Raw genomic sequence first — 20,817 nt, 5'->3', positions numbered from 1 at the left:
GACGGCGTCCGGCCAACGGGCGCTGGCTGACGTTAGATGCTGACTCTTTACAACTGGAGGCGCCCGATGCGATACCCATGGCTCAAGGATGTGCTGGAAGCAGATCCACCGTTTCTCAGCGTGTACGTCGACACGACGCGGACCGACCCTTCGGCTGCAGCCGAGATCGAGACACGATGGGAGCATCTGCGGGACAAGGTCCGCGCAGAAGGCGCACCTAAAGATCTGCTGAAGCGGATCGAGCGTTCCGTTCTTGAACCGGCCGGCATTGGCGGTCCCCATGGCAGGGCATACCTCGCCGCAGGCGGGCAACTCTACATTGACCGGGTACTACCCGTTCCGCCGGAAAATTACGCTTCCTGCAATCACCGGCCGCACCTGCTTCCGCTGATGCGGGTCGCCGCCAGAGCCGTGTCCCACCTGCTGGTGGAAGTCGACCGGTCGGGAGCCGACATTAGCCTGCGGGCACCGGAGGACCCGCACGTTGCCGGCAGCCAGAAGCCGTTGGGCGAGGACGCCTCAATCGAAGGCGGTCACGATGAACTTCACAAGACCGGGACCGGCTGGCGGGGACAGGACTTCGAGGCCCGGGTCGAGGATTCATGGGAGCGTAATGCCGACGCCGTGGCGCACCGGCTGGACAAGCTGGTTCGCCAGTACCGGCCGGACCTGGTGCTGCTGACGGGTGATGTCCGTGCCGCCTCGCTACTCAAGGAAGCGGTCGGGCAGGAAACCAGGCAGCGGCTGGTCGATGTTCCCGGCGGTGGACGGAATGAGGGCGTTGACCGCGCGGAATTCCGGGTACACGTAGAGGAAGCGGTGGACAACTTCATCGCTTTCCGGGAGAAGGCCGCCGTCGACCGTTTCGTGGCGGAACAATCGCGCGACGGCGAATCGCTCGCGGGTGCCGCCGAAGTGCGCGCCGCTTTGGAACGCGGACAGGTCGACGAGCTGCTGCTGACCAGCGGTTCCGAACCGGATGACATCGAGGACCTGCTGTATCTGGCCCTGAGGACAGACGCCGCCGTGCAGTCTCTCGATCCCGGTGAGATCGTGTTGCCGGACGGCATCGGTGCGCTGCTGCGCTGGCGGGACGAGGCTACGCCGTCGAACGCCGTGCCAAGCCTCAGCGATGACCGTGAACGGGAGCGTGAAGCTTCTTAAGCTGGTAGGGAAACACCGGAACCGGTGACAAAGCGGAATTGAAAGGCGCCCGGGGCGGAATGCCCCGGGCGCCGACGCGTCCACAACACACCGTTGCTGGCACTCGCCTTGACCGAGTGCTAATGGTCGACATACAGTCATTCTTGGCACTCTCACTACGAGGGTGCTAATGCCCGGAGGGGCGTTACCGGCACCGCGACGACGGTTAGCGCACCGAACGGCCCTATTGTCGAAAGTGAACAACAGTTCACTGTAAATCTCATGCAAAGGAGAGGTCCGAGTGTCGGTCTCTATTAAGCCTCTTGAGGATCGTATTGTTGTCCGCCCGCTGGAAGCGGAGCAGACCACTGCTTCCGGTCTGGTTATCCCGGACACCGCCAAGGAAAAGCCCCAGGAGGGCGAAGTTGTAGCCATCGGCCCCGGCCGCGTTGACGATAACGGCAACCGCGTCCCGATCGATGTCAATGAAGGCGATGTTGTCATCTACTCCAAGTACGGTGGCACCGAGGTCAAGTCCCGTGGCGAGGAATTCCTGGTTCTCTCGGCACGCGACGTTCTCGCCGTCGTCGTCAAGTAGAACGCTGAGTTGAACCCCGGCGCCACGCAGGCGGCCGGGGTTTTCTCAAGTCAGTTCGAAGAAAGGAACCATTCTTATGGCAAAGCAGTTGCAGTTCGACGACGCAGCCCGCCGCGCGCTGGAAGCCGGCGTCGACAAGCTCGCCGATACAGTCAAGGTCACCCTCGGCCCGCGTGGCCGCAATGTTGTCCTCGACAAGCAGTGGGGCGCACCCACCATCACCAACGACGGCGTCACGATCGCCCGCGAGGTCGAGCTCGATGACCCGTACGAAAACCTAGGCGCACAGCTGGCCAAGGAAGTTGCCACCAAGACCAACGACGTCGCCGGTGACGGTACGACGACGGCGACTGTCCTGGCACAGGCGCTGGTCAAGGAAGGGCTGCGCAACGTTGCAGCCGGCGCCGCTCCCGGAGGGCTGAAGCGCGGCATCGAGGCGGCAGTTGAAGCCGTCGCCGCCCGCCTGCTGGAGAACGCCCGCGAGGTCGAAGGCAAGCAGGTTGCCGACGTCGCCGCGATTTCCGCCCAGGACCAGTACATCGGTGAGTTGCTCGCCGAGGCCTTCGACAAGGTCGGCAAGGACGGCGTCATCACGGTGGAGGAGTCCTCCACGACGCAGACCGAACTGGTCCTGACCGAGGGCATGCAGTTCGACAAGGGCTACCTCAGCCCGCACTTCGTCACCGATGCTGAGCGCCAGGAAGCCGTCCTGGAAGATGCGCTGATCCTGATCAACAGCGGCAAGATCTCCAACATGCAGGAATTCCTGCCGCTGCTGGAAAAGGCTGTCCAGGCCGGCAAGCCGCTGTTCATCATTGCTGAAGATGTCGAGGGCGAAGCGCTCTCGACGCTGGTGGTCAACAAGATCCGCGGCACGTTGAACGTGGTTGCCGTCAAGGCTCCGGGCTTCGGCGACCGCCGCAAGGCCATGCTGCAGGACATCGCCACCCTCACCGGCGGCGAAGTTGTCTCACCTGACTTGGGTCTGAAGCTGGACCAGGTTGGTCTCGAGGTGCTGGGTTCGGCGCGCCGCGTCACCATCACCAAGGACCAGACAACGATTGTCGACGGCGCCGGTGCGGAAGAGGACGTTGCTGCACGTGTTTCGCAGATCCGCTCCGAAATCGAGCGCACCGATTCCGATTGGGATCGCGAGAAGCTGCAGGAACGTCTGGCCAAGCTGGCTGGCGGAATCGGCGTGATCAAGGTCGGCGCTGCCACCGAGGTCGAGCTGAAGGAAAAGAAGCACCGCATCGAGGACGCTGTTTCCTCCACCCGCGCCGCTCTCGAAGAGGGCATCGTGGCTGGCGGTGGCTCCGCTCTGGTGCATGCTTCCAAGGCTCTGGACGATGATCTGGGCCTCGAAGGCGACGCACTCACCGCCGTCGGACTTGTCCGTCGTGCGCTGGTCCAGCCGCTGCGCTGGATCGCCGAGAATGCGGGCCACGAGGGCTACGTCGTCGTCGACCGCGTGCGCAACCTGGAGCCGGGCAATGGCTTCAACGCGCTGACCGGTGGGTACGAGGACCTGGTTGCGGCCGGCGTCATCGATCCGGTCAAGGTCACCCGCTCGGCGCTGCAGAACGCCTCGTCGATCGCCGCTCTGGTGCTCACCACCGAAACATTGGTGACTGAGAAGCCGGAAGAGGAAGAGGACGGGCACAAGCACTAAGTGCCGTAGACGCCTAAAAGGCCCCGGTCCACAGCTGAACCAGCTGCGGGCCGGGGCCTTTGTCATGCCTGGGAGCGGCGGCAGCCTCATCGGCGGCCGCGGCGGGCCGCTCCGGCGAAATTCAACGGACGGGCCCCGCCAAAGCAGGCTCCTGGCGGCTGCCTTTCTTTGTCAGCGCGGCCCCGGCGTCGAGCACGTGGCGGCGCATGGCATCATCGGCCGCTTCGGCATCCCCGGACCTAAGAGCATCACAAACTTCCCGGTGCGCCGCCACGGAGGATCTCTTGACTTCCTCCGAGCTCCAATAGTTCTGCTTATAAGGAAGCGGGACCTCCAGTTGGCGCCGGGCGATATGCGTCAGCCTGTCGTTGCCGACAATGTCGAAGATCAGACCGTGGAAGAACTGATTCTCCTGATCGCACTCGACGGCGGCACCAACGGGGAGTGCCTCCAGCCGGTCGCAGCTGGCGTCGAGGGCGGCAAGGTGGCTGTGCGAGACGTGCAGGACGGCACGCCGTGCGACCTTTCCCTCCAGCACGCTGCGGATTTCATGAATGATTTCCACATCTTCGGGCTTATAGACACGGACGCGCGCGCCCCTGCCTGCCAGCAACTCAATGAGTCCCTCGGTCTCGAGTGCCCGGAACGCCTCGCGGACCGGAGTCCGGCTGACCCCGACCCGTTCGGCAACCTCTGCTTCCTTCAGCCGCTCACCGGGCGCGTAGGTGCCGCGCAATATGGCCGTGCGAATAAATTCCACCGCACCGTCGTTTGTTGTATCAGCCACTGGTACATCCCCCTGAAACTTCGTCGTCGAGCTGCCACCCCGCAACGAACGAAGAAGCACTATGTCTTGTGTCACACCCTATGCTACGGTGGACCGCATTGCATACAGTGTATGCAATCTCACATGCTGATCACCAAGGAACCTCATGACTCCTGAAATCATCTCAATTATTGTCCTCGCACTCCTGTTCCTCGTGGCCACCATCAGGTCCGTGAACATGGGAGTACTCGCGTTCGTTGCCGCTTTCGGGGTCGGTGTGCCCGTCGCCGGAATGACGACGGACGACGTTATAGCCGGATTTCCCGGCGATCTCTTCCTGGTGCTGGTGGGCCTGACCTTCCTCTTTGGCTTTGCCCAGCAGAACGGAAGCATAGACCTGCTGGTGCGCTGGAGTATGCGGGCTGTACGCGGCAAAGTTGCGGCGTCTCCGTGGATTTTCTTCGCACTGTCCGCCGTCCTCATTTCGGTTGGCGCTCTCTTTGCCGTCGCGGTCGTCGCTCCGCTGGCCATTCCTTTCGCCCGGCGCTACAAGATTAACCAGCTCATGATGGGCATGATGGTCGTGCACGGTGCGCTGGCTGGAGCCTTCTCCCCGATCAGCGTGTACGGGGCATTCATCAACGGCTACCTCGAAAAGGAAGGGCTGCCGGTCAGCCCGCTTGCTCTCTTCTTCGTTCCGATGATCTTCAACACGATCATCGCCTGCATTGTCTACTTCACCATGGGCGGCCGGAAGCTCAAGGGGCTGCGCGTCTCCGACACCGGAGAACCGCTCGAGGGAAGCGCCGGGACCGGCTCAACGACGTCGTCGGCTCCGTCCGGTGGAACCCCGGCTCCGTCCGGTGGAACCCCGGCTCCCTCGGGTGGATCCCCGGTTGCCTCCGGTGGCACGCCTGCTCCGTCAGGCGGAAGCCCAGCTGGCCAAGGCGGCGGTACCGCCCTGTTGACCCGTGAGGATGCGCCTGCCGTCGCCGAGAAGGCCACGCCCTATCAGCAGCTGACGCTGGCCGGTCTGGCCGCGCTCGCCGTCGGCACCGCAGTGTTCGGCATCGACGTCGGCATCCTCTCGTTCAGCATTGCCGCCGTGCTGGCCATCTTTTCTCCGAAGGCCGCCAAGGAAGCGATGAACAAGGTGAGCTGGGCGACGGTCATCCTGATCACCGGTGTGCTCACTTACGTCAGCGTTCTCCAAGCCGCCGGCACGATCGAATATGTGAGTGCCGGAATTGCCGCAATCGGTATTCCGCTGGTGGCCGCCCTGCTGCTGTGTTACCTGGCCGGAATCACCTCCGCCATGGCTTCGTCCGTTGGTATCATCGGCGTCGCCATCGCCTTGGCTGTGCCGTTCCTCCAGTCCGGAGCCATCGATCCGATCGGTTTCGTCGTCGCCCTGGCCATCGCCGCCACCGTCGTCGACGTCAGTCCGTTCTCGACCAACGGCGCGCTGGTCCTGGCCAATGTCGACGAGCGTGACCGGGACAAGTTCTACCGCCAGATGCTGGTTTACGCGGGGATCGTTGTCGCCGCCGGCCCCGGTATCGCCTGGCTCACAGTCCTCGTTCCCGGCTGGCTCTAGGTCCTAGGCTTTAGCTGAGGGAAACTGCACGACGGCGGCAGGGTTGGTCCAGGATCAGCCCGGTCGCCGTCCCGCGCGGGGAAGGCAAAATGGCAGCTCGAAAGTACCGTCCCGGTGTCCGGGCCACGGTCATGGCCGCGTTCACGACGGTGATCGCGGTCCTTCCTGTGTTCCTGGTCGGCGGACTGGCGGTCCAGTTGGAGGAAGACCTTGGCATGACGGCCACGGTCCTCGGTGCCGCCGTCGCCGTCTACTGGGCGGTGTCCGCGGTGCTTTCGACCACCGGCGGTTATGCCGCACAACGCCTCGGCGCCCGGCAGGGCATGCTGCTGTCGACCGCTTTCGGGCTGGTATCGCTGCTGGGTATTGCTCTGGCGACGCCAAACTGGGCGTGGCTTTTCCTCTGGCTGACCATCGGCGGCGCGGCCAACGCGCTCAGCCACCCGCTCTCGAACGGTCTGATCGTGCGGGAGGTCGCCACCCGGAACCGTGCCTTCGCCTTTGGCCTTAAACAGGCAGCGATTCCGGCGGCAACATTCATCGCGGGCGTCTCGGTTCCGATCCTCGCCCTGACGGTCGGCTGGGAGTGGACGTTTGCCGCTGCGGCGGCGTTTGCCGTCGTACTCCTTCCTGCGCTGGCCCGCACCGTTCCGAAACGGCAGCGGACAGAGGCTTCGAAGACGAACTCCGACCTGGCCAAGGCGCCGCTGCCTCGCAGGTTGAAGTCATTCTTGATTGCGACGGCCATAGCCGCCGGGATGGGATCGGCCCAGGCGAACGCGCTCGGTGCCTTTACCGTCATTTCGGCTTCCAACGCCGGTTTTGATATCGGTACGGCGGGATTGTTGCTGGGCTTGGGCAGCGCCGCGGGATGCCTGGCGCGGCCGCTGGTGGGGATAGCGGCCGACCGGGGGATCGGCGGATCGATGGCGACGGTGGCACTGATGCTGGCCGTTGGCTGTGCGGGCCTGCTGGCTATGGCGTGGGGCAACTCGGCAGCTTTCGCCGTCGGTTGTGTGCTCGGTTTCGGCTTCGGCTGGGGATGGAACGGTCTGGTTCATTACGTCGTCTCGCACCGTTCCCACCCGTTTACGGCCAGGGCCACCGGCATCACCCAGAGCGGGACGTACATTGGCGGAACGGTTGGCCCGTTTGGCTTTGGCTTTGCATATGCGGCCTTCGGTCCGACTGCGGCCTGGACGATGGCGGCTTCGGTCGCCGCGATGGGCGCGCTCGCGGCACTCGTCGCCTACCGGCTGGAGAAAAGCCTGTCCGCAGAGCAGGTGGAGGGTGCGGCTGGTAAGCCTGCTCATGAGATTCTGGAGTCATGACGAACTTCAGCCAACCGGCTTCCGGCGAGCCGCGGCGTCCGCACGGTCCGCGTGATCCGGGTGACGCGTGGGTTGACGGGGAGCGGGGCAAGTTCTGGGGACGGTTCGGGGCCGCCGGCGTCCTCGTCCACGATGCCGGCCGGGGCATTCTGCTCCAACACCGCGCCACGTGGAGCGACCAGGGCGGGACCTGGGGACTGCCGGGCGGCGCCTTGCACCAAGGCGAAGATGCTGTGACCGGAGCGCTCCGCGAGGCAGAGGAAGAGGCCGCGGTGCCGCCGTCGCAGGTCCGGATTCTTTTCACTTCCGTTTTCGACGTCGGCTACTGGTCCTACACCACGGTCGCCACCCGGGTGACGCGGCCGTTCGACCCGGTCATTTCCGATCCTGAGAGCATCGAGCTTCAATGGGTCCCGGTGGACGAGGTCGGGCAGAAGCCGCTGCATTCCGGTTTTGCCGCCGCCTGGCCGGCGCTGCGCGAGGCGTTGACCAGGAAGGTCGTGCTCGTGGTGGACGGTGCCAACGTCGTCGGATCCCGGCCGGACGGCTGGTGGCGGGACCGCCGGGGAGCCGCGCAGAAACTCATTGATGGCCTGTCCTCGGTGGCACTGCATGGGCTGCCCGACTGGAACGGTGCCGCGCGCATCTGGCCGGAGATCGTCGTCGTCACCGAAGGCAAGGCCAATGGGGCGGCGGATGAACAGGGGAGGGTGCAGGTCGTGGCCGCTGACCGCGACGGCGATCAAACCATCGTCGACGCCGTCCGTCAGCTGAGGCGGGCCGACTGCACAGTACACGTGGTGACAGCGGACCGCGGACTCCGGAGCCGGGTTGAAGAGCTGGGTGCCGAGGTTGCCGGTCCTGGCTGGTTGCTGTCCCATCTCGAAGGGCGGGAGTAGCCGGGAGTAGGCGGGGGCTGCCTGGCCGCGGCGGAACCGGGAGACCGCCGTCACGTGTGGTAGGCGGAATAGGGTGCAGGCCGCATTCGTTTTAGACTGGTAATACACCCTCCGTCAGGCCCGTGCCGAGCCGACTTGCCACCATCGAAGCAAACCCCGCGAAAGAGGCGTATCTGTGAGCCAATTTTCCCAGCAAGAGCAGACCCGGGAACCTGAGAACCACGATCCGTTTGCGCTGGTTGGTTTGACGTACGACGACGTGTTGCTGCTGCCCGGCCACACCGACGTCATCCCGAGTGACGCGGACACCACGTCGCGCATCTCCAAGCGGATCACCGTACAGACCCCGTTGCTTTCGGCGGCCATGGATACCGTCACAGAAGCGCGGATGGCCATCGCGATGGCACGCCAGGGCGGTCTCGGCGTCGTGCACCGCAATCTTTCCATCGCCGACCAGGCCGAGCAGGTGGACCGGGTCAAGCGCAGCGAATCCGGCATGATCACCAATCCGGTCACCATCGGCCCGGACGCCACGCTGGCCGAACTCGATGACCTGTGCGGACACTACCGCGTCTCCGGCCTGCCCGTGGTCGACGACGGCGGCAAGCTGCTGGGCATCGTCACGAACCGGGACACGCGCTTTGTGCCGGACGGCGATTTTCCCACCCGCCTGGTGCACCAGGTAATGACCAAGATGCCGCTGGTGACCGGGAAGGTCGGGATCAGCCGCGAGGACGCCAGCGACCTGCTGGCCACCCACAAAATCGAGAAGCTGCCGCTGGTCGACGACGCCGGCGTGCTGCGCGGGCTGATCACGGTCAAGGACTTCACTAAAGCCGAGCAGTACCCGCTGGCCACGAAGGATGATGAGGGCCGGCTCCGGGTTGGAGCCGCCATCGGATTCTTTGGTGACGGCTGGGAGCGGGCGATGGCGCTCGTCGACGCCGGTGTGGACGCTCTGTTCGTCGACACCGCCAACGGACACAGCTCCGGAGTGCTGCAGATGATCGCCAAGCTCAAGGCCGAAAAATCCGCCGAGCATGTGGACATTATCGGTGGCCAGGCCGCGACCCGCGAAGGCGCGCAAGCCCTGATCGACGCCGGTGCGGACGGCATCAAGGTCGGCGTTGGTCCCGGTTCCATCTGCACCACCCGCGTGGTAGCCGGCGTCGGCGTTCCCCAGGTGACGGCCATCTACGAATCCGCCAAGGCAGCCATCCCCGCCGGCGTTCCACTGATTGGCGACGGCGGCCTGCAGTATTCGGGCGACATCGGCAAGGCGCTGGTTGCCGGCGCCGACACCGTGATGCTCGGCTCCCTGCTGGCCGGTTGCGACGAGAGCCCGGGTGAACTCGTGTTCGTTAACGGCAAGCAGTACAAGACCTACCGGGGGATGGGTTCGCTCGGAGCGATGCAGACCCGCGGCAAGAACACCTCCTACTCGAAGGATCGGTACTTCCAAGCCGACGTCAGCGGCGACGACAAGCTGATCCCCGAAGGCATCGAAGGACAGGTTCCGTACCGCGGCCCACTCTCGGCCGTGTCGCACCAGCTGATCGGTGGACTGCGCCAGACCATGTTCTATGTCGGTGGGGCGACTATTCCCGACCTGAAGCGCAAGGGCAAGTTTGTCCGGATCACCGCGGCGGGGCTGAAGGAATCGCATCCGCATGACATCCAGATGACGGTCGAAGCGCCAAACTACGGCACCCGATAGGTTCTGCAGGGGCACGTAAAGGGCAGGTCCTGCAGGGGCCACGCCGTTACCCGTGGGATAGCATGGTTCGGTGACTTACGAGATTGAAATTGGCCGTGGCAAAAGGGGACACCGCGCGTATTCGCTGGACGACGTGGCGGTGGTTCCATCACGCCGGACCAGGGACCCAGCAGACGTGTCGGTGTCTTGGCAGATCGACGCGTACCAGTTCGATGTACCCGTCCTGGCGGCCCCGATGGATTCCGTCATGTCGCCCGAAACTGCTATCGCTTTTGGCCGGCTCGGCGGACTCGGCGTGCTCAATCTCGAGGGCCTGTGGACCCGCTACGAGGACCCCGAGCCGATGCTCGATGAGATCGCGGGCCTGAGCGCGGAGCACTTCAGTCCCGCCGCGACCAAACGCATGCAGGAGATTTACCGGGCGCCGATCCAGCCTGAACTGATCACCGCCCGGCTGGCCGAAATCCGCGACGCCGGTGTCCCGGTGGCCGGGTCGCTCACCCCGCAGCGCACCCAGGAGCACTACCAGACGGTGCTCGACGCCGGCGTGGACGTCTTCGTCATCCGCGGCACCACCGTTTCGGCCGAGCACGTTTCCAAAGAGAGCGAACCGCTGAACCTCAAGCAGTTCATCTACGAACTCGATGTCCCCGTTATCGTGGGCGGCGCCGCCGGTTACACCCCGGCACTGCACCTGATGCGTACCGGCGCAGCCGGCGTCCTGGTCGGTTTCGGCGGGGGAGCGTCCTCGACCACCCGGCGCGCGCTGGGAATCCATTCGCCGATGGCCAGCGCCATTTCCGACGTCGCCGCCGCACGCCGCGACTATATGGATGAATCCGGAGGCCGCTACGTCCACGTGATAGCCGACGGCGGACTGGGCACCAGTGGCGAGATCATCAAGGCCTTCGCGATGGGCGCCGACGCCGTGATGCTCGGTTCCGCCTTGGCCCGCGCCGAGGAAGCACCGGGGCAAGGCTGGCACTGGGGCCAGGAGGCACACCACGATCAGCTTCCCCGCGGCGACCGGGTCCGGCTGGAAACTGTTGGACCGATGGAGGAAGTCCTCTTCGGGCCGTCCCACCATACGAACGGAACGTCCAACCTGGTGGGTGCGCTCCGGCGGACGATGGCGACGACAGGCTATTCGGATCTCAAGGAGTTCCAGCGGATCGAAGTTGTGGTCTCACCGTACATCGCCAACAGCTAGGGCCTTGGCCAGGATCTACATAACGGCAGGCGGACGAAGTATCGTGGTTGGTACGTGTCCCGGTCTAGGAGGATGGTCTTAAATGTCTGAACTGCATGCCACTGGAGCTCTCAGTCCGGAAAAACGCGAGGAGTCCCTGGCTGCACTCAAGGCGACTTCGGAACGCGGCAAGGAACTGGACATCCTGATCGTCGGCGGCGGCGTGGTCGGTGCCGGAGCGGCCCTGGACGCCGTCACCCGCGGACTGAATGTAGGCATCGTCGAGGCCCGCGACTGGGCCTCGGGAACGTCGTCGCGCTCCTCCAAACTGATCCATGGCGGCCTGCGCTACCTCGAGATGCTGGACTTTGGACTCGTGCAGGAGGCGCTGCAGGAAAGGGGCTTGCTGCTGCAGCGGATCGCCCCGCACCTGGTACGTCCGGTGCCGTTCCTCTACCCACTGACCAAACGGTTTGTGGAAAGGCCCTACGTCGGCGCCGGAATTCTGCTCTATGACACGCTCGGCATCACCTCGGGCAACAGCCGCGGCGTACCGATGCACAAACACCTCACCCGGCGGGCGATGCTGCGGTCAGCACCAAGTCTGAAGGACGACGCCTTCGTCGGTGCTATCCGCTACTACGATGCGAAAGTCGACGACGCCCGGTTGGTGGTCGACGCCGTCCGCACCTCCGTCCAGTACGGCGCCCATGCCGCCAACCGGTTGCGCGTTGTCGACTTCCTGCGTGAGGGCGAACGCGTGGTCGGCGCCCGGGTGAAAAACCAGGAAGACGGCAGCGAGTTCGAGATCCGCGCTAAACAGGTGGTCAACGCGACCGGCGTCTGGACCGACGAAACCCAGGCGATGGTGACCGAACGCGGCCAACTCAAGGTCCGCGCGTCGAAGGGTATCCACTTGGTGGTTCCCAAGGACCGCTTCCAATCCACCGTTGGTTTGATCCTGCGGACGGAGAAGTCCGTGCTGTTCGTCATTCCGTGGGGGCGGCACTGGATCATCGGAACCACGGACACCGACTGGCATCTGGACAAGGCGCACCCGGCAGCCTCATCGAAGGACATCGACTACGTGCTCGAACACGTCAATAAGGTGCTGAAGCGGCCACTGACCCGCGAGGACGTTGAGGGCGTCTATGCCGGTCTGCGTCCGCTGCTGGCAGGCGAGAACGACTCGACCGCGAAGCTTTCCCGGGAACACGTCGTCGCCCATCCCGTGCCCGGACTGGTGGTTGTGGCCGGAGGGAAGTACACCACCTACCGGGTAATGGCCAAGGACGCGGTGGACGAAGCCGCGCGTGCGCTCGACTTCCGGGTTGCTCCGAGCTGCACCGACACGATCCCGCTGGCCGGTGCCGTCGGGTACCGTGCCGCATGGAACCGACGCGCGCGCACGGCCGAGGAATCGGGTGTGCATGTCGCCCGGATTGAGCACCTGCTGGAGCGTTACGGGTCCATGACCTCTGAAGTGCTGGCACTGATCGAACAGAGGCCCGAGCTGGCCGAACCGTTGCCTGGCGCCGACGATTATCTGCAGGCCGAAGCGGTCTATGCCGCCAGCCACGAAGGCGCCCGCCATGTGCATGACGTACTGACCAGACGGACCCGCATCTCCATCGAGGCGTGGGACCGTGGCGTGTCTGCTGCCCCTGTCGTCGCACGGCTGGTCGGCGAAGTGCTGGGCTGGAGCGAGGAACAGATTGAGGCCGAGGTCAACCACTACAACGCTCGCGTGCAGGCCGAGCGGCTCAGCCAGGAACAGCCCGACGACGTCTCCGCGGACAGCGCGCGGATGGGCGTTGACGAGATCGTGCCGCTGCGTTGATGATGACTGAAGGATCTCTGGAACTGTCCGAGGCAGGACTCACGACTCCCGAGCTGGTCATCCTCGAAATGGAGGCCACCGACAAGGAGGACGCGGCTGCCCAGCTGGCGGCCAAGATGCACGAGCAGGGCAGGATCTCCGACCTGGATGGCTTCCTGGCGCAGGTGAATTCCCGCGAGCACCAGATGGCGACCGGCCTGCCGGGCGGAGTCGGAATTCCGCACGCCCGCAGCAAGTTCGTGAGCCAGACAAGCATCGCCGTCGGGATCACCAGGTTCGGCCACAATATCGACTTCGGCGCGATCGACGGCAAGGCGGACCTGATCCTGCTGATCGCCACTCCGGCCGAATCGTTCTCCGTCCACCTCGAGGTGCTGTCCACGCTGGCGCGCTCGTTGTTCAAGGAAAACTTCCGCGAATCGCTGCGCCGTGCCAACGACGAGGAAGTCATCGCCGAACTGATCAACTCCTCGCTGGTGTTCTTCAACCACTGAGCCGTCTTCCACCGCTGACCGGTTCCGCGCCGTCCGCCCGGCGGCGTTGTCGAATCCCCGGTGAGGGGATAGGCGTCACCGCAAAGGGCTACGCGTCGGTGCGCCAGGACCTCCACAGGGCGGCGTAGGAACCACCAGCCGCTAGCAATTCATCATGCGAGCCGAGTTCGGAGATGTTTCCATCCTCGACCACGGCAATCCTGTCCGCATCATGGGCAGTGTGCAGGCGGTGGGCAATGGCGATGACGGTCCGCCCCTCAAGTACGGCACTCAGAGAGCGCTCCAGGTCCCGGGCGGCCTGCGGGTCAATCAGCGAAGTCGCCTCGTCCAGGACCAGAGTGTGCGGATCGGCGAGGATCAACCGGGCCAGCGCGAGTTCCTGCGCCTGGGCAGGCGTCAGATTATGCGCGCCGGAACCGATCTCGGTCTCGAGCCCCTCGGGCAACGTCCGCGCCCAATCCAGCGCGCCGACGTCGTCCAATGCTGCTTCAATCTCTGCAACGCTGGCATTGTCCTTCCCGAGGCGCACGTTATCGATGAGCGAGCCGACGAAGACATGGTGCTCTTGCGATACCAGGGCCACTTCGCGGCGGAGATCGTTCAGGGGCCGGTCCACCAGCGGCACGCCACCGACGGTCACTGAACCGTTCGACGGCGGGTGGATGCCCGCGATCAGGCGGCCCAGCGTCGACTTGCCGGCGCCGGAAGGGCCCACCATCGCGAGCCGCTCTCCGCGCTTGAGCTCCAGGTTCACGCCGTGCAGCACGTCGTGCCCGGGACGGTAAGCGTAGCGGACGTCCTTGACCAGGATGTCCTCGTTCAGCGGCTCGGCATCGGTGGCTGTCCGGTCCGCCGCGACGTTCTTGATCCCGATGATGCGCGCCAGCGACGACGCTCCGACCTGGATCTCGTCGATCCACATGATCAGCAGGTCAATCGGGTCGATCAGCCGCACGGCATAGAGCGCGACGGTGGCAATCACGCCGGGCGTCACCAGCCCCTGCGAGGCCAGCCAGCCGCCCCAAAGCAGGACCCCGGCGACCGGAATCCAGAAGGAGAAATCGGCGAACGGGAACAACACCGTCCGCAGCCGCAGGGTGTACCGCTCGGCCTTGTAGCTGCCGTCGATGGACTCGTCGATCCGCCGGCGCCTGCGCGCACCGAGGCTGAGCGCGTCGACCGTGCGGGCACCTTCAACCGTCTCGGTCAGGGCGCCATTGAAGACGGCGTAGCTTTCCCGTTCGCGCAGATACCCGGCGGTGGCGCGCTTAAGATACCAACGGGTGGCCGGGATCAGCAGCGGCACGCCAATCAGCAGGGCCAGCGCAAGGATTGGCGAGGTCAGGACGGCGGCCAGCACCGTGAAGACGATCTGGGCCACCGAGACCAGCACCTGCGGAACGCCGAAACGAACCGTGTGGGAAACGGCTTCGACGTCGTTGGTCGTGCGGGAAACCAGGTCGCCGGTGCCGGCTTTCTCGACCGTCGACAGCGGCAGTGACGTGACCTGTTCCATGAAGTCCTCGCGGAGCTGGGCGAAGACCTGCTCGCCCAGCACCATGCCGGATTTGGTGGCAAACCGGGTCAGTATTGCCTGCGCGGTGATGAATCCCAGCAGGGTCAGGGCAACCCACATGATGTGCGTCGACGTTGTGCCGACGACGACGGCGTCCACCATGCGTCCCAGCAGGAAGGGCCCAGCGAGGCCGGCGATCGCGGCGAGCACGTAAAGCCCGACGACGCGGCCAAGACCGCCCCGGTGCTGGCGCATCAACCGCACGGCTTCCGTCTTAACCTGTGAGCCGTCAGCGACCGGCAGCTTACCGTCCACGACGGATTCGGCCGGAGCGTCGGTGCGCACGGTCGTATCCTCACTCACTGCGGATCACCACCCTTCGGTAGTCAGGATAAGAGGCCAGCAATTCCTGGTGGGTTCCCTCGGCGCGGAAGGTTTCTCCGTCGAGGAAGATGACCCTGTCCATCGCGCCGAGCATCAGCGGGCTGGCGGTAACGATCACGGTGGTGCGCTGACCGCCATCAGGCAACCGACCGCCATCAGGCAGCCGACCGCCGTCGGACTTCCCGCCGCCGTCGGACACTGAGCCATCACTCTGCTGGTGATCGCGCGCCCCGTGCAGCCGCTGTGCGATCCGCGCCTCGGTGTGGGCATCGACGGCGCTGGTGGGTTCGACCAGGACGAGCGTTTCCGCTTCGGTCAGCAGGGCGCGGGTCAGGGCCAGGCGCTGGCGTTGCCCGCCGGAAAAACTGCGGCCCTTTTCAGCCACCTGATGATCCAGACCGCCGTCCAACCCTTCGAGAATGTCGGTGGCGCTCGCGGCTTCCAATGTGGCGCGGATGGACCGGTCGCTGTGCTTGGTGAGTGGATCGAGCTCGTCGCGCAGGGCACCGGTGAACAGCTCCGGATCCGCGCCGCTGACAACAATACGACGCCGGATCTCGTCCAGCGGGATCTCGTGCAGCAGCGTGCCGCCCCAGTACACCGGAGCCGCGTGGAGGACGTCGTCGTCGAACCGTCCCAGCCGGTGCGCGAGCCGGGCCGATGCGGCGGGGTCCGAGGAGACGACCGCCGTCATAATTCCGGGGGCGATGGTGACCGATGAAGTGGTATCGACCAGGACGCTGCCGGCCGGGGGAGCGGGCGTCGTGCCGGCGTCGTCGACATCCGGCTCAGTGGTCATGACGCCGATGATCCGGCCTGCTCCGACCCGGGCGCGGATGAAGCGGGAGACGGCATCGGCGGCGATGCGGATGGGCCCGACCAGGAAGATTGAGTAGCCGAACAGCGCGACCAGTTGACCGGGTTCGATGCTGCCGGAGAGCACCATGTTGGCGCCGAGCCAGACGAACAGCACGCCGAAAGCGCCCGCGATGAAGACCTGGGCGGCGGCGAGGTCGGCCAGCGAGAAGGCCACCCGCGTTCCGGTGTCCCGGGTGACGGCGGAGCGCCCACGGTAACGGTTTACGAAAATGTGTTCGCCGCCAATGCCGCGCAACACACGCAGGCCGGCGACCGTATCGGCGCCGACGGCGGTCATCTTCCCGGCCGCCTCACGTTGCTGGCTCTGGCGTTCCTGCAGCGGGCGGATCACGAACAACAGCGCCAGACAGGCCAGCGGGACGCCGAAAAAGACCAGCAAACCAAGGGTCAGCGAGATGATGGAAACGAGCACCGACACGGCAAAGTATGCCACCACCGCACCGAAAAGCCGGGTGACGACGACGTAAATCTCGCCGAGTCGCTGGGCATCGGAGGCGCCGGTGGAGACCACCTCTCCGGTGGAGAACTTCCGTGGGACGGCGTCGCCGGTGTATGTGACTTTGTGCCCCACCAACTGCGACGACCGGTACGTGGCCTGCATCCAGTTGCTGACCGACGCGCGGTGGCCGAGGACGGAGGCGGCGGCCTGGACGGCGGTCAAGAAGACGAGCACCCACACCCACCACACAAGCTGGTCCCAGGAACCGGTGACAATCCCGGTGTCGATGGCCCGGCCGATGACGAACGGAATCAGGGCTTGAGAAAGCATCCACGCAGACTCCAGCAGCACGCTGAGGGTCAGCGTGCCTTTTTGCTGCCGTGCCAGCCACCACAGATACCGGTTCGGTGAACGCAGATCGGGGGTGCCGGCGCCGGGGTAGGGGAACGTGCGCACAAGGATAAATCCTATTACTTATTGAGGCTTCTGTGGGGCTTTCCGGTAAAGTAATTGGGAAAATTCAATGACTTGTCCGGAACCGGACTTCGGGGTTGGCATGAACCGCCAGCATTGGGATTTCTACACAGGTACGAAGTACCGTTAACCTGTGCTGAAAACCGCCCTCAAACCCCGTTGGATCGCCGCGCTGTTTTTGGCGTTGGTGCTGTCCACAGTGTTTGTGCTTTTAAGTCAGTGGCAGTTCTCCAGCGCCCAGGATGTTGCCCCGCCACGGCCCTCGTCCACCGAGCAGGTGAAACCGCTGACAGAGGTCTTCGAACCCGGCACCCCTATGCTCGCTGGCGCCGCTGACCAGATGGTCGCGATGTCAGGCCATTACCTCACGGACAAACAGGTCCTGGTGGAGGGCCGGCTGCAGGACGACGAGACCGGATACTGGGTGGTGACAGCATTCGCCGTCGACGGCGCGCCGGCGCTGGAAGGCAAGGGCGGCGGCGCGAATCCCGTGATTCCCGTCGCCCGCGGCTGGATCGAGGAGTCCGCGCAGGCCGGGCAGGCTCCGGGTGGTGAGCTCGAGCTGACCGGACGGTTGTTGCCCACAGAGGCGCCGATCGTGGACGAGGCGAAGGGCAGCCCGCTGCCGAGCCTCTCCATCTCCGAACTGATCAACATCTGGGATGTCGCCAGCTACTCCGGTTTCGTCGTCGCGGACGAAACGCTCGCGGGTGGAACGCCGGCGGGTGCCGCGTCGGGCGGAAACGTGCTGGAGGAAATCCAGGTTTCGGCCCAGCCGCAGGATACGCCGGTGAACTGGCTCAACATCTTCTACGCCATCGAATGGTTTATCTTCGGCGGCTTCGCCTTTTTCCTTTGGTGGCGGCTGGTCGCCGACGACTACCGCCGCGGACTGGAAGAAGATGAGTACGACGACGACAGCGACCGACCAACCGGTTCCGGTCACCCGGCCCGAACCCCAACCAGTGAGGTAACCCAGTGAGTGAACCCAGCCAGAAGCAACGGCCGAAGAAGCGCCGTTTCGGCGGAACCGAGCAGCAGATCCGCTCGGCGCTCGGTTTCTATAAGGTCCTGGCCTACGCCACCGGTGTGATGCTGCTGCTGGTCGTCGTCGAGATGATCGCGAAATACGGATTCGGTTCGGACATTATCGCCGGGGGCACCAGCGTCGAGACCGGCGAATCCGTCATCCTCGGTTTCAACGACGTCGTGGAACAGACCATCACCGGCGGGTTCAACCTCTCCACTGCGGTACTGATTGTGCACGGCTGGATGTACGTGGTCTATCTGATCGCGGACTTCCGTCTCTGGTCGCTGATGCGCTGGCCCTTCGGGAAGTTCATCCTGATCGCGCTCGGCGGCGTCGTTCCGCTGCTGTCCTTCATTGTTGAGAAGCGCATGCACCGCGAAGTCGAGGCCGAGCTCGCAGCGCATCCGGAGGCATCAGCACGCTACTGAGGGGTAAGGCGACCCGCTAACCTGAGCGGAGGGCGACCCGCTGGCCTGATGGGGGCGCGTCACCAACTAGCCTGAGGGAGTGCGCAACGGAGAATTCAATCACCCCAGCCTCGTAGCCGTGTACGACGTCGAATGTCTGTGGTCCCGCGACGACGACTTTTTCCTCGACACGGTCGGTGAAACGCCCGCCGCGCGCGTGCTCGACTTCGGATGCGGAACCGGGCGTCTGACATTGGGGTTGGCCGGTGCAGGGCATGCCGTGACGGGAATAGATCCCGCCGGCGCATCGATCGCTGCGGCCCGACAGAAACCAGGTGCAGACAATGTCACCTGGATAGTCGGCTTGTCCAATGACGCTTCAACGCTGGATTTCGACGCGGTGGTCATGACCAGCCATGTGGCGCAGTTCCTTGTCGCCGACTCCGAATGGGCAGAAGTCCTCGCTGACCTGAGGCGTGCTCTCGTCCCAGGCGGGCGGCTGATCTTCGATTCCCGCGATCCGAAGGACCGTAAATGGGAGCAGTGGAATCGGAAGGATTCCAGCCATCAAATCGTGCTGCCGGACGGAACCGAAGTCGATATTTGGACCGAGGTCACGCAGGTTCAGGGCCGGATCGTGGACTTTGACCATCACTATCGTTTTTCGGACGGACGGGATCTGCTCAGCTCATCCACGCTTCGTTTCCGTACGGAGGAAGAACTGCGTCGTTCCCTTCCGGATCAGGGATTCGCCGTCGACCATATTTATGGCGGCTGGAAGCGCGAACCAGTCGGCGCCGGAGACGGCGAATTCCTCGTCATTGCCCGGGCGGTCTAAGTGAAAGCTGCTTGAGTGGAATCAGGCCTTGGGGATGACAATCCACAGCACGATGTAGGCGAGTTCCCCGACACCAACCAATCCGAAAATGACGAATCCGATACGGACGAGCGCCTTCGAAATACCAAAGCGGTTGGCGAGGGCAGCGCAGACACCGGCGATTAACTTGCCATCGCGGGGGCGGACCAAAGTAGAAGCCATGGCCGACACTTTACCAGCGGCAGCGGCCTAATTGGCGGTTTCACCTGCGCTTTATTCGCAGGATTCCCGGGATGATCATGCGGTCCGGCAGGGCGCTGCCACGGGCGAAGTCGGCCCACACCATGCGGACTGCTTTGCCCGCCTGGTCCACCTGTTTCCAGGTCGCGCCGCTAAGGAGCGGCGCATCCCGCCAGACGTCTTCGTCGCCGAGCAGGAGCGGCAGGTCGATGGTGTGTGGGCTGCCGAAACTGTTGCCGGGCGCCGACCAGGTAATGGTGTACCGGTGGGCGGAACCACCACCGCGGGCATGGCGGCGCGCGAATCGGTCCGCTCCTGCGCCGTAGACGATGTGCGACAGGATTCCGGTTAATGCCGCGATGAGGGCGTTGCCCAGAAGCGGAATCCGGGAGACGGAGTGGAGTAGTGGGACCGCCGGAACGAAGAACCGGGTCTCTTGTGCGGTGGTGCCGATCAGCAGCGGCACATCGACCGCGGCGTCCCAGGCGGCTTCGACCTCGGCTTCGTCGGGGAGCGGTGGATGTCCGTACTGGATGCCAAACGGCATGGTGGAACGCAGGCCGTGCCGCGCCCCGGCGCGGATGACGTTCCGTTCAAGCTCGAGGACCGCAGAAGCGGGGAGAGCCGGATCGAGGTCCCGGGCTGCACGCAGCATCGCGGCCGTCATCCGCTGCCGTCCGCGGGCGATGCCTAATGGCGCGCTCTGCACAATCGCCTTATGGAAAAGGCGTTCGCCCTTCGCAGCTGCGAGGAGGTGCAGGATGGCATCTCCGCCGGCTGACTGCCCAAACGCGGTGACATTGCCGCCGTCGCCACCGAAGGCGTCTATGTTGCGCAGCACCCACCGGAAGGCCTCGGCCTGATCGAGAAGCCCAAGGTTCGCCGGCCGACCATCACCACCGAGGTAACCGAAAAGACCGAGCCGGTACGTGATGGAGACGACGACGACGCGCTGCTCCTTCACAAGCCGGATCGGATCCGTCAGGGGCATATCACCGGCACCCGCGACGTAGGAACCGCCATGGATCCACACCATTACCGGCAGCCGGTCCCCGGGTCGTGTGCCGGCTGGCATGGTGATGGACAGACGCTGGCAGTTCTCGTCCTGTTGCAGGCTTTCGGGGCCGCCGCCAAGCATGTATTCCGTCAGGCGGGTCTCGTTTTGCGGGCAGGCCGGGGACCAGCTTGTCGCCGCAAACACTTCACTCCGGTCGGCGGCGGGAACCGGCTGCTGGAAGCGCTCCGCCGTCGCATAGGGAATCCCGGTGACACGGATGACGCCGCCGTCGGCCCAGCCCTGAACCGGCCCGCACGGCGGTGCGAATGTTGGCCCATCGACGGTTGCCGTCAAGGTGGTCTCCATCGTTCGGGCGGAATGTCGAGGC

General features: G+C 64.7%; 18 protein-coding genes. 13 read left to right on the top strand and 5 right to left on the bottom strand.

Features of this window, described 5'->3' with window-relative positions; all coding sequences use genetic code 11:
• Positions 1–66 precede the first annotated feature (66 nt).
• From ACX80B_RS12590 to groL, 3 genes are all read left to right on the top strand, one after another.
• Positions 67–1,164 (top strand): baeRF2 domain-containing protein, encoded by a 1,098-nt coding sequence (locus ACX80B_RS12590; RefSeq protein WP_459296604.1) that lies wholly within the window; start codon positions 67–69, stop codon positions 1,162–1,164.
• 280 nt (positions 1,165–1,444) lie between these two features.
• The gene (groES, locus tag ACX80B_RS12585) at positions 1,445–1,741 is read left to right on the top strand and encodes a co-chaperone GroES (RefSeq protein ID WP_459296602.1); all 297 of its coding nucleotides are present in this window, start codon (positions 1,445–1,447) and stop codon (positions 1,739–1,741) included.
• Positions 1,742–1,817: 76 nt separating this feature from the next.
• Positions 1,818–3,413 (top strand): chaperonin GroEL, encoded by a 1,596-nt coding sequence (groL, locus tag ACX80B_RS12580; RefSeq protein ID WP_459296600.1) that lies wholly within the window; start codon positions 1,818–1,820, stop codon positions 3,411–3,413.
• 121 nt (positions 3,414–3,534) lie between these two features.
• Here groL and ACX80B_RS12575 read toward each other — a convergent pair whose 3' ends face one another.
• Complete coding sequence (locus ACX80B_RS12575; protein WP_459296596.1) at positions 3,535–4,200, bottom strand: GntR family transcriptional regulator; 666 nt, start codon at positions 4,198–4,200, stop codon at positions 3,535–3,537.
• 145 nt (positions 4,201–4,345) lie between these two features.
• On the opposite strand from ACX80B_RS12575, the gene ACX80B_RS12570 reads away from it, so the two are divergent.
• From ACX80B_RS12570 to ACX80B_RS12540, 7 genes are all read left to right on the top strand, one after another.
• Complete coding sequence (locus ACX80B_RS12570; protein ID WP_459296594.1) at positions 4,346–5,776, top strand: SLC13 family permease; 1,431 nt, start codon at positions 4,346–4,348, stop codon at positions 5,774–5,776.
• 89 nt (positions 5,777–5,865) lie between these two features.
• Positions 5,866–7,107, top strand: coding sequence for an MFS transporter (locus ACX80B_RS12565; protein ID WP_459296592.1), 1,242 nt, complete (start codon positions 5,866–5,868; stop codon positions 7,105–7,107).
• Positions 7,104–8,006, top strand: a complete 903-nt coding sequence (locus ACX80B_RS12560) for an NUDIX domain-containing protein (protein ID WP_459296590.1) — start codon at positions 7,104–7,106, stop codon at positions 8,004–8,006. Before ACX80B_RS12565 ends, ACX80B_RS12560 begins: the two co-directional genes overlap by 4 nt.
• Before the next feature lie 175 nt (positions 8,007–8,181).
• Positions 8,182–9,723, top strand: coding sequence for an IMP dehydrogenase (guaB, locus tag ACX80B_RS12555; protein ID WP_459296588.1), 1,542 nt, complete (start codon positions 8,182–8,184; stop codon positions 9,721–9,723).
• A 70-nt stretch (positions 9,724–9,793) separates the two neighbouring features.
• Positions 9,794–10,933 (top strand): GuaB3 family IMP dehydrogenase-related protein, encoded by a 1,140-nt coding sequence (locus tag ACX80B_RS12550; RefSeq protein WP_459296586.1) that lies wholly within the window; start codon positions 9,794–9,796, stop codon positions 10,931–10,933.
• A gap of 82 nt (positions 10,934–11,015) precedes the next feature.
• Positions 11,016–12,752 carry a glycerol-3-phosphate dehydrogenase/oxidase gene (locus ACX80B_RS12545; protein ID WP_459296584.1) on the top strand — a complete coding sequence of 579 codons (1,737 nt, stop codon included), beginning with the start codon at positions 11,016–11,018 and terminating at the stop codon, positions 12,750–12,752.
• A gap of 2 nt (positions 12,753–12,754) precedes the next feature.
• Positions 12,755–13,246: a PTS sugar transporter subunit IIA gene (locus ACX80B_RS12540; protein WP_459296751.1), complete on the top strand. Its 492-nt coding sequence runs from the start codon at positions 12,755–12,757 to the stop codon at positions 13,244–13,246.
• A gap of 88 nt (positions 13,247–13,334) precedes the next feature.
• Here ACX80B_RS12540 and ACX80B_RS12535 read toward each other — a convergent pair whose 3' ends face one another.
• Complete coding sequence (locus ACX80B_RS12535) at positions 13,335–15,017, bottom strand: ABC transporter ATP-binding protein (RefSeq protein WP_459296749.1); 1,683 nt, start codon at positions 15,015–15,017, stop codon at positions 13,335–13,337.
• 100 nt (positions 15,018–15,117) lie between these two features.
• The gene (locus ACX80B_RS12530; RefSeq protein ID WP_459296582.1) at positions 15,118–16,920 is read right to left on the bottom strand and encodes an ABC transporter ATP-binding protein; all 1,803 of its coding nucleotides are present in this window, start codon (positions 16,918–16,920) and stop codon (positions 15,118–15,120) included.
• A gap of 151 nt (positions 16,921–17,071) precedes the next feature.
• Here ACX80B_RS12530 and ACX80B_RS12525 point away from each other — a divergent pair, with 151 nt between their 5' ends.
• From ACX80B_RS12525 to ACX80B_RS12515, 3 genes are all read left to right on the top strand, one after another.
• On the top strand, positions 17,072–17,920 hold the full coding sequence (locus ACX80B_RS12525; RefSeq protein ID WP_459296580.1) for an SURF1 family protein: 849 nt from the start codon (positions 17,072–17,074) through the stop codon (positions 17,918–17,920).
• The gene (locus ACX80B_RS12520; protein WP_459296578.1) at positions 17,917–18,396 is read left to right on the top strand and encodes a DUF3817 domain-containing protein; all 480 of its coding nucleotides are present in this window, start codon (positions 17,917–17,919) and stop codon (positions 18,394–18,396) included. The genes ACX80B_RS12525 and ACX80B_RS12520 overlap by 4 nt, the downstream gene beginning before the upstream one ends.
• Positions 18,397–18,475: 79 nt before the next feature.
• The gene (locus ACX80B_RS12515) at positions 18,476–19,213 is read left to right on the top strand and encodes a class I SAM-dependent methyltransferase (RefSeq protein ID WP_459296576.1); all 738 of its coding nucleotides are present in this window, start codon (positions 18,476–18,478) and stop codon (positions 19,211–19,213) included.
• Positions 19,214–19,234: 21 nt separating this feature from the next.
• Here the strand turns inward: ACX80B_RS12515 and ACX80B_RS12510 are convergent, their stop codons facing one another.
• Entirely contained in the window at positions 19,235–19,414 is a 180-nt protein-coding gene (locus tag ACX80B_RS12510) for a PspC domain-containing protein (protein WP_459296574.1), read from the bottom strand.
• Positions 19,415–19,454: 40 nt separating this feature from the next.
• Positions 19,455–20,783: a carboxylesterase family protein gene (locus ACX80B_RS12505; RefSeq protein WP_459296572.1), complete on the bottom strand. Its 1,329-nt coding sequence runs from the start codon at positions 20,781–20,783 to the stop codon at positions 19,455–19,457.
• Positions 20,784–20,817 lie beyond the last annotated feature (34 nt).

The organism is Arthrobacter monumenti, from assembly GCF_054511255.1.
Note: the sequence above shows the minus strand (reverse complement) of the source record. Positions and strands in the feature narration are given on the sequence as shown.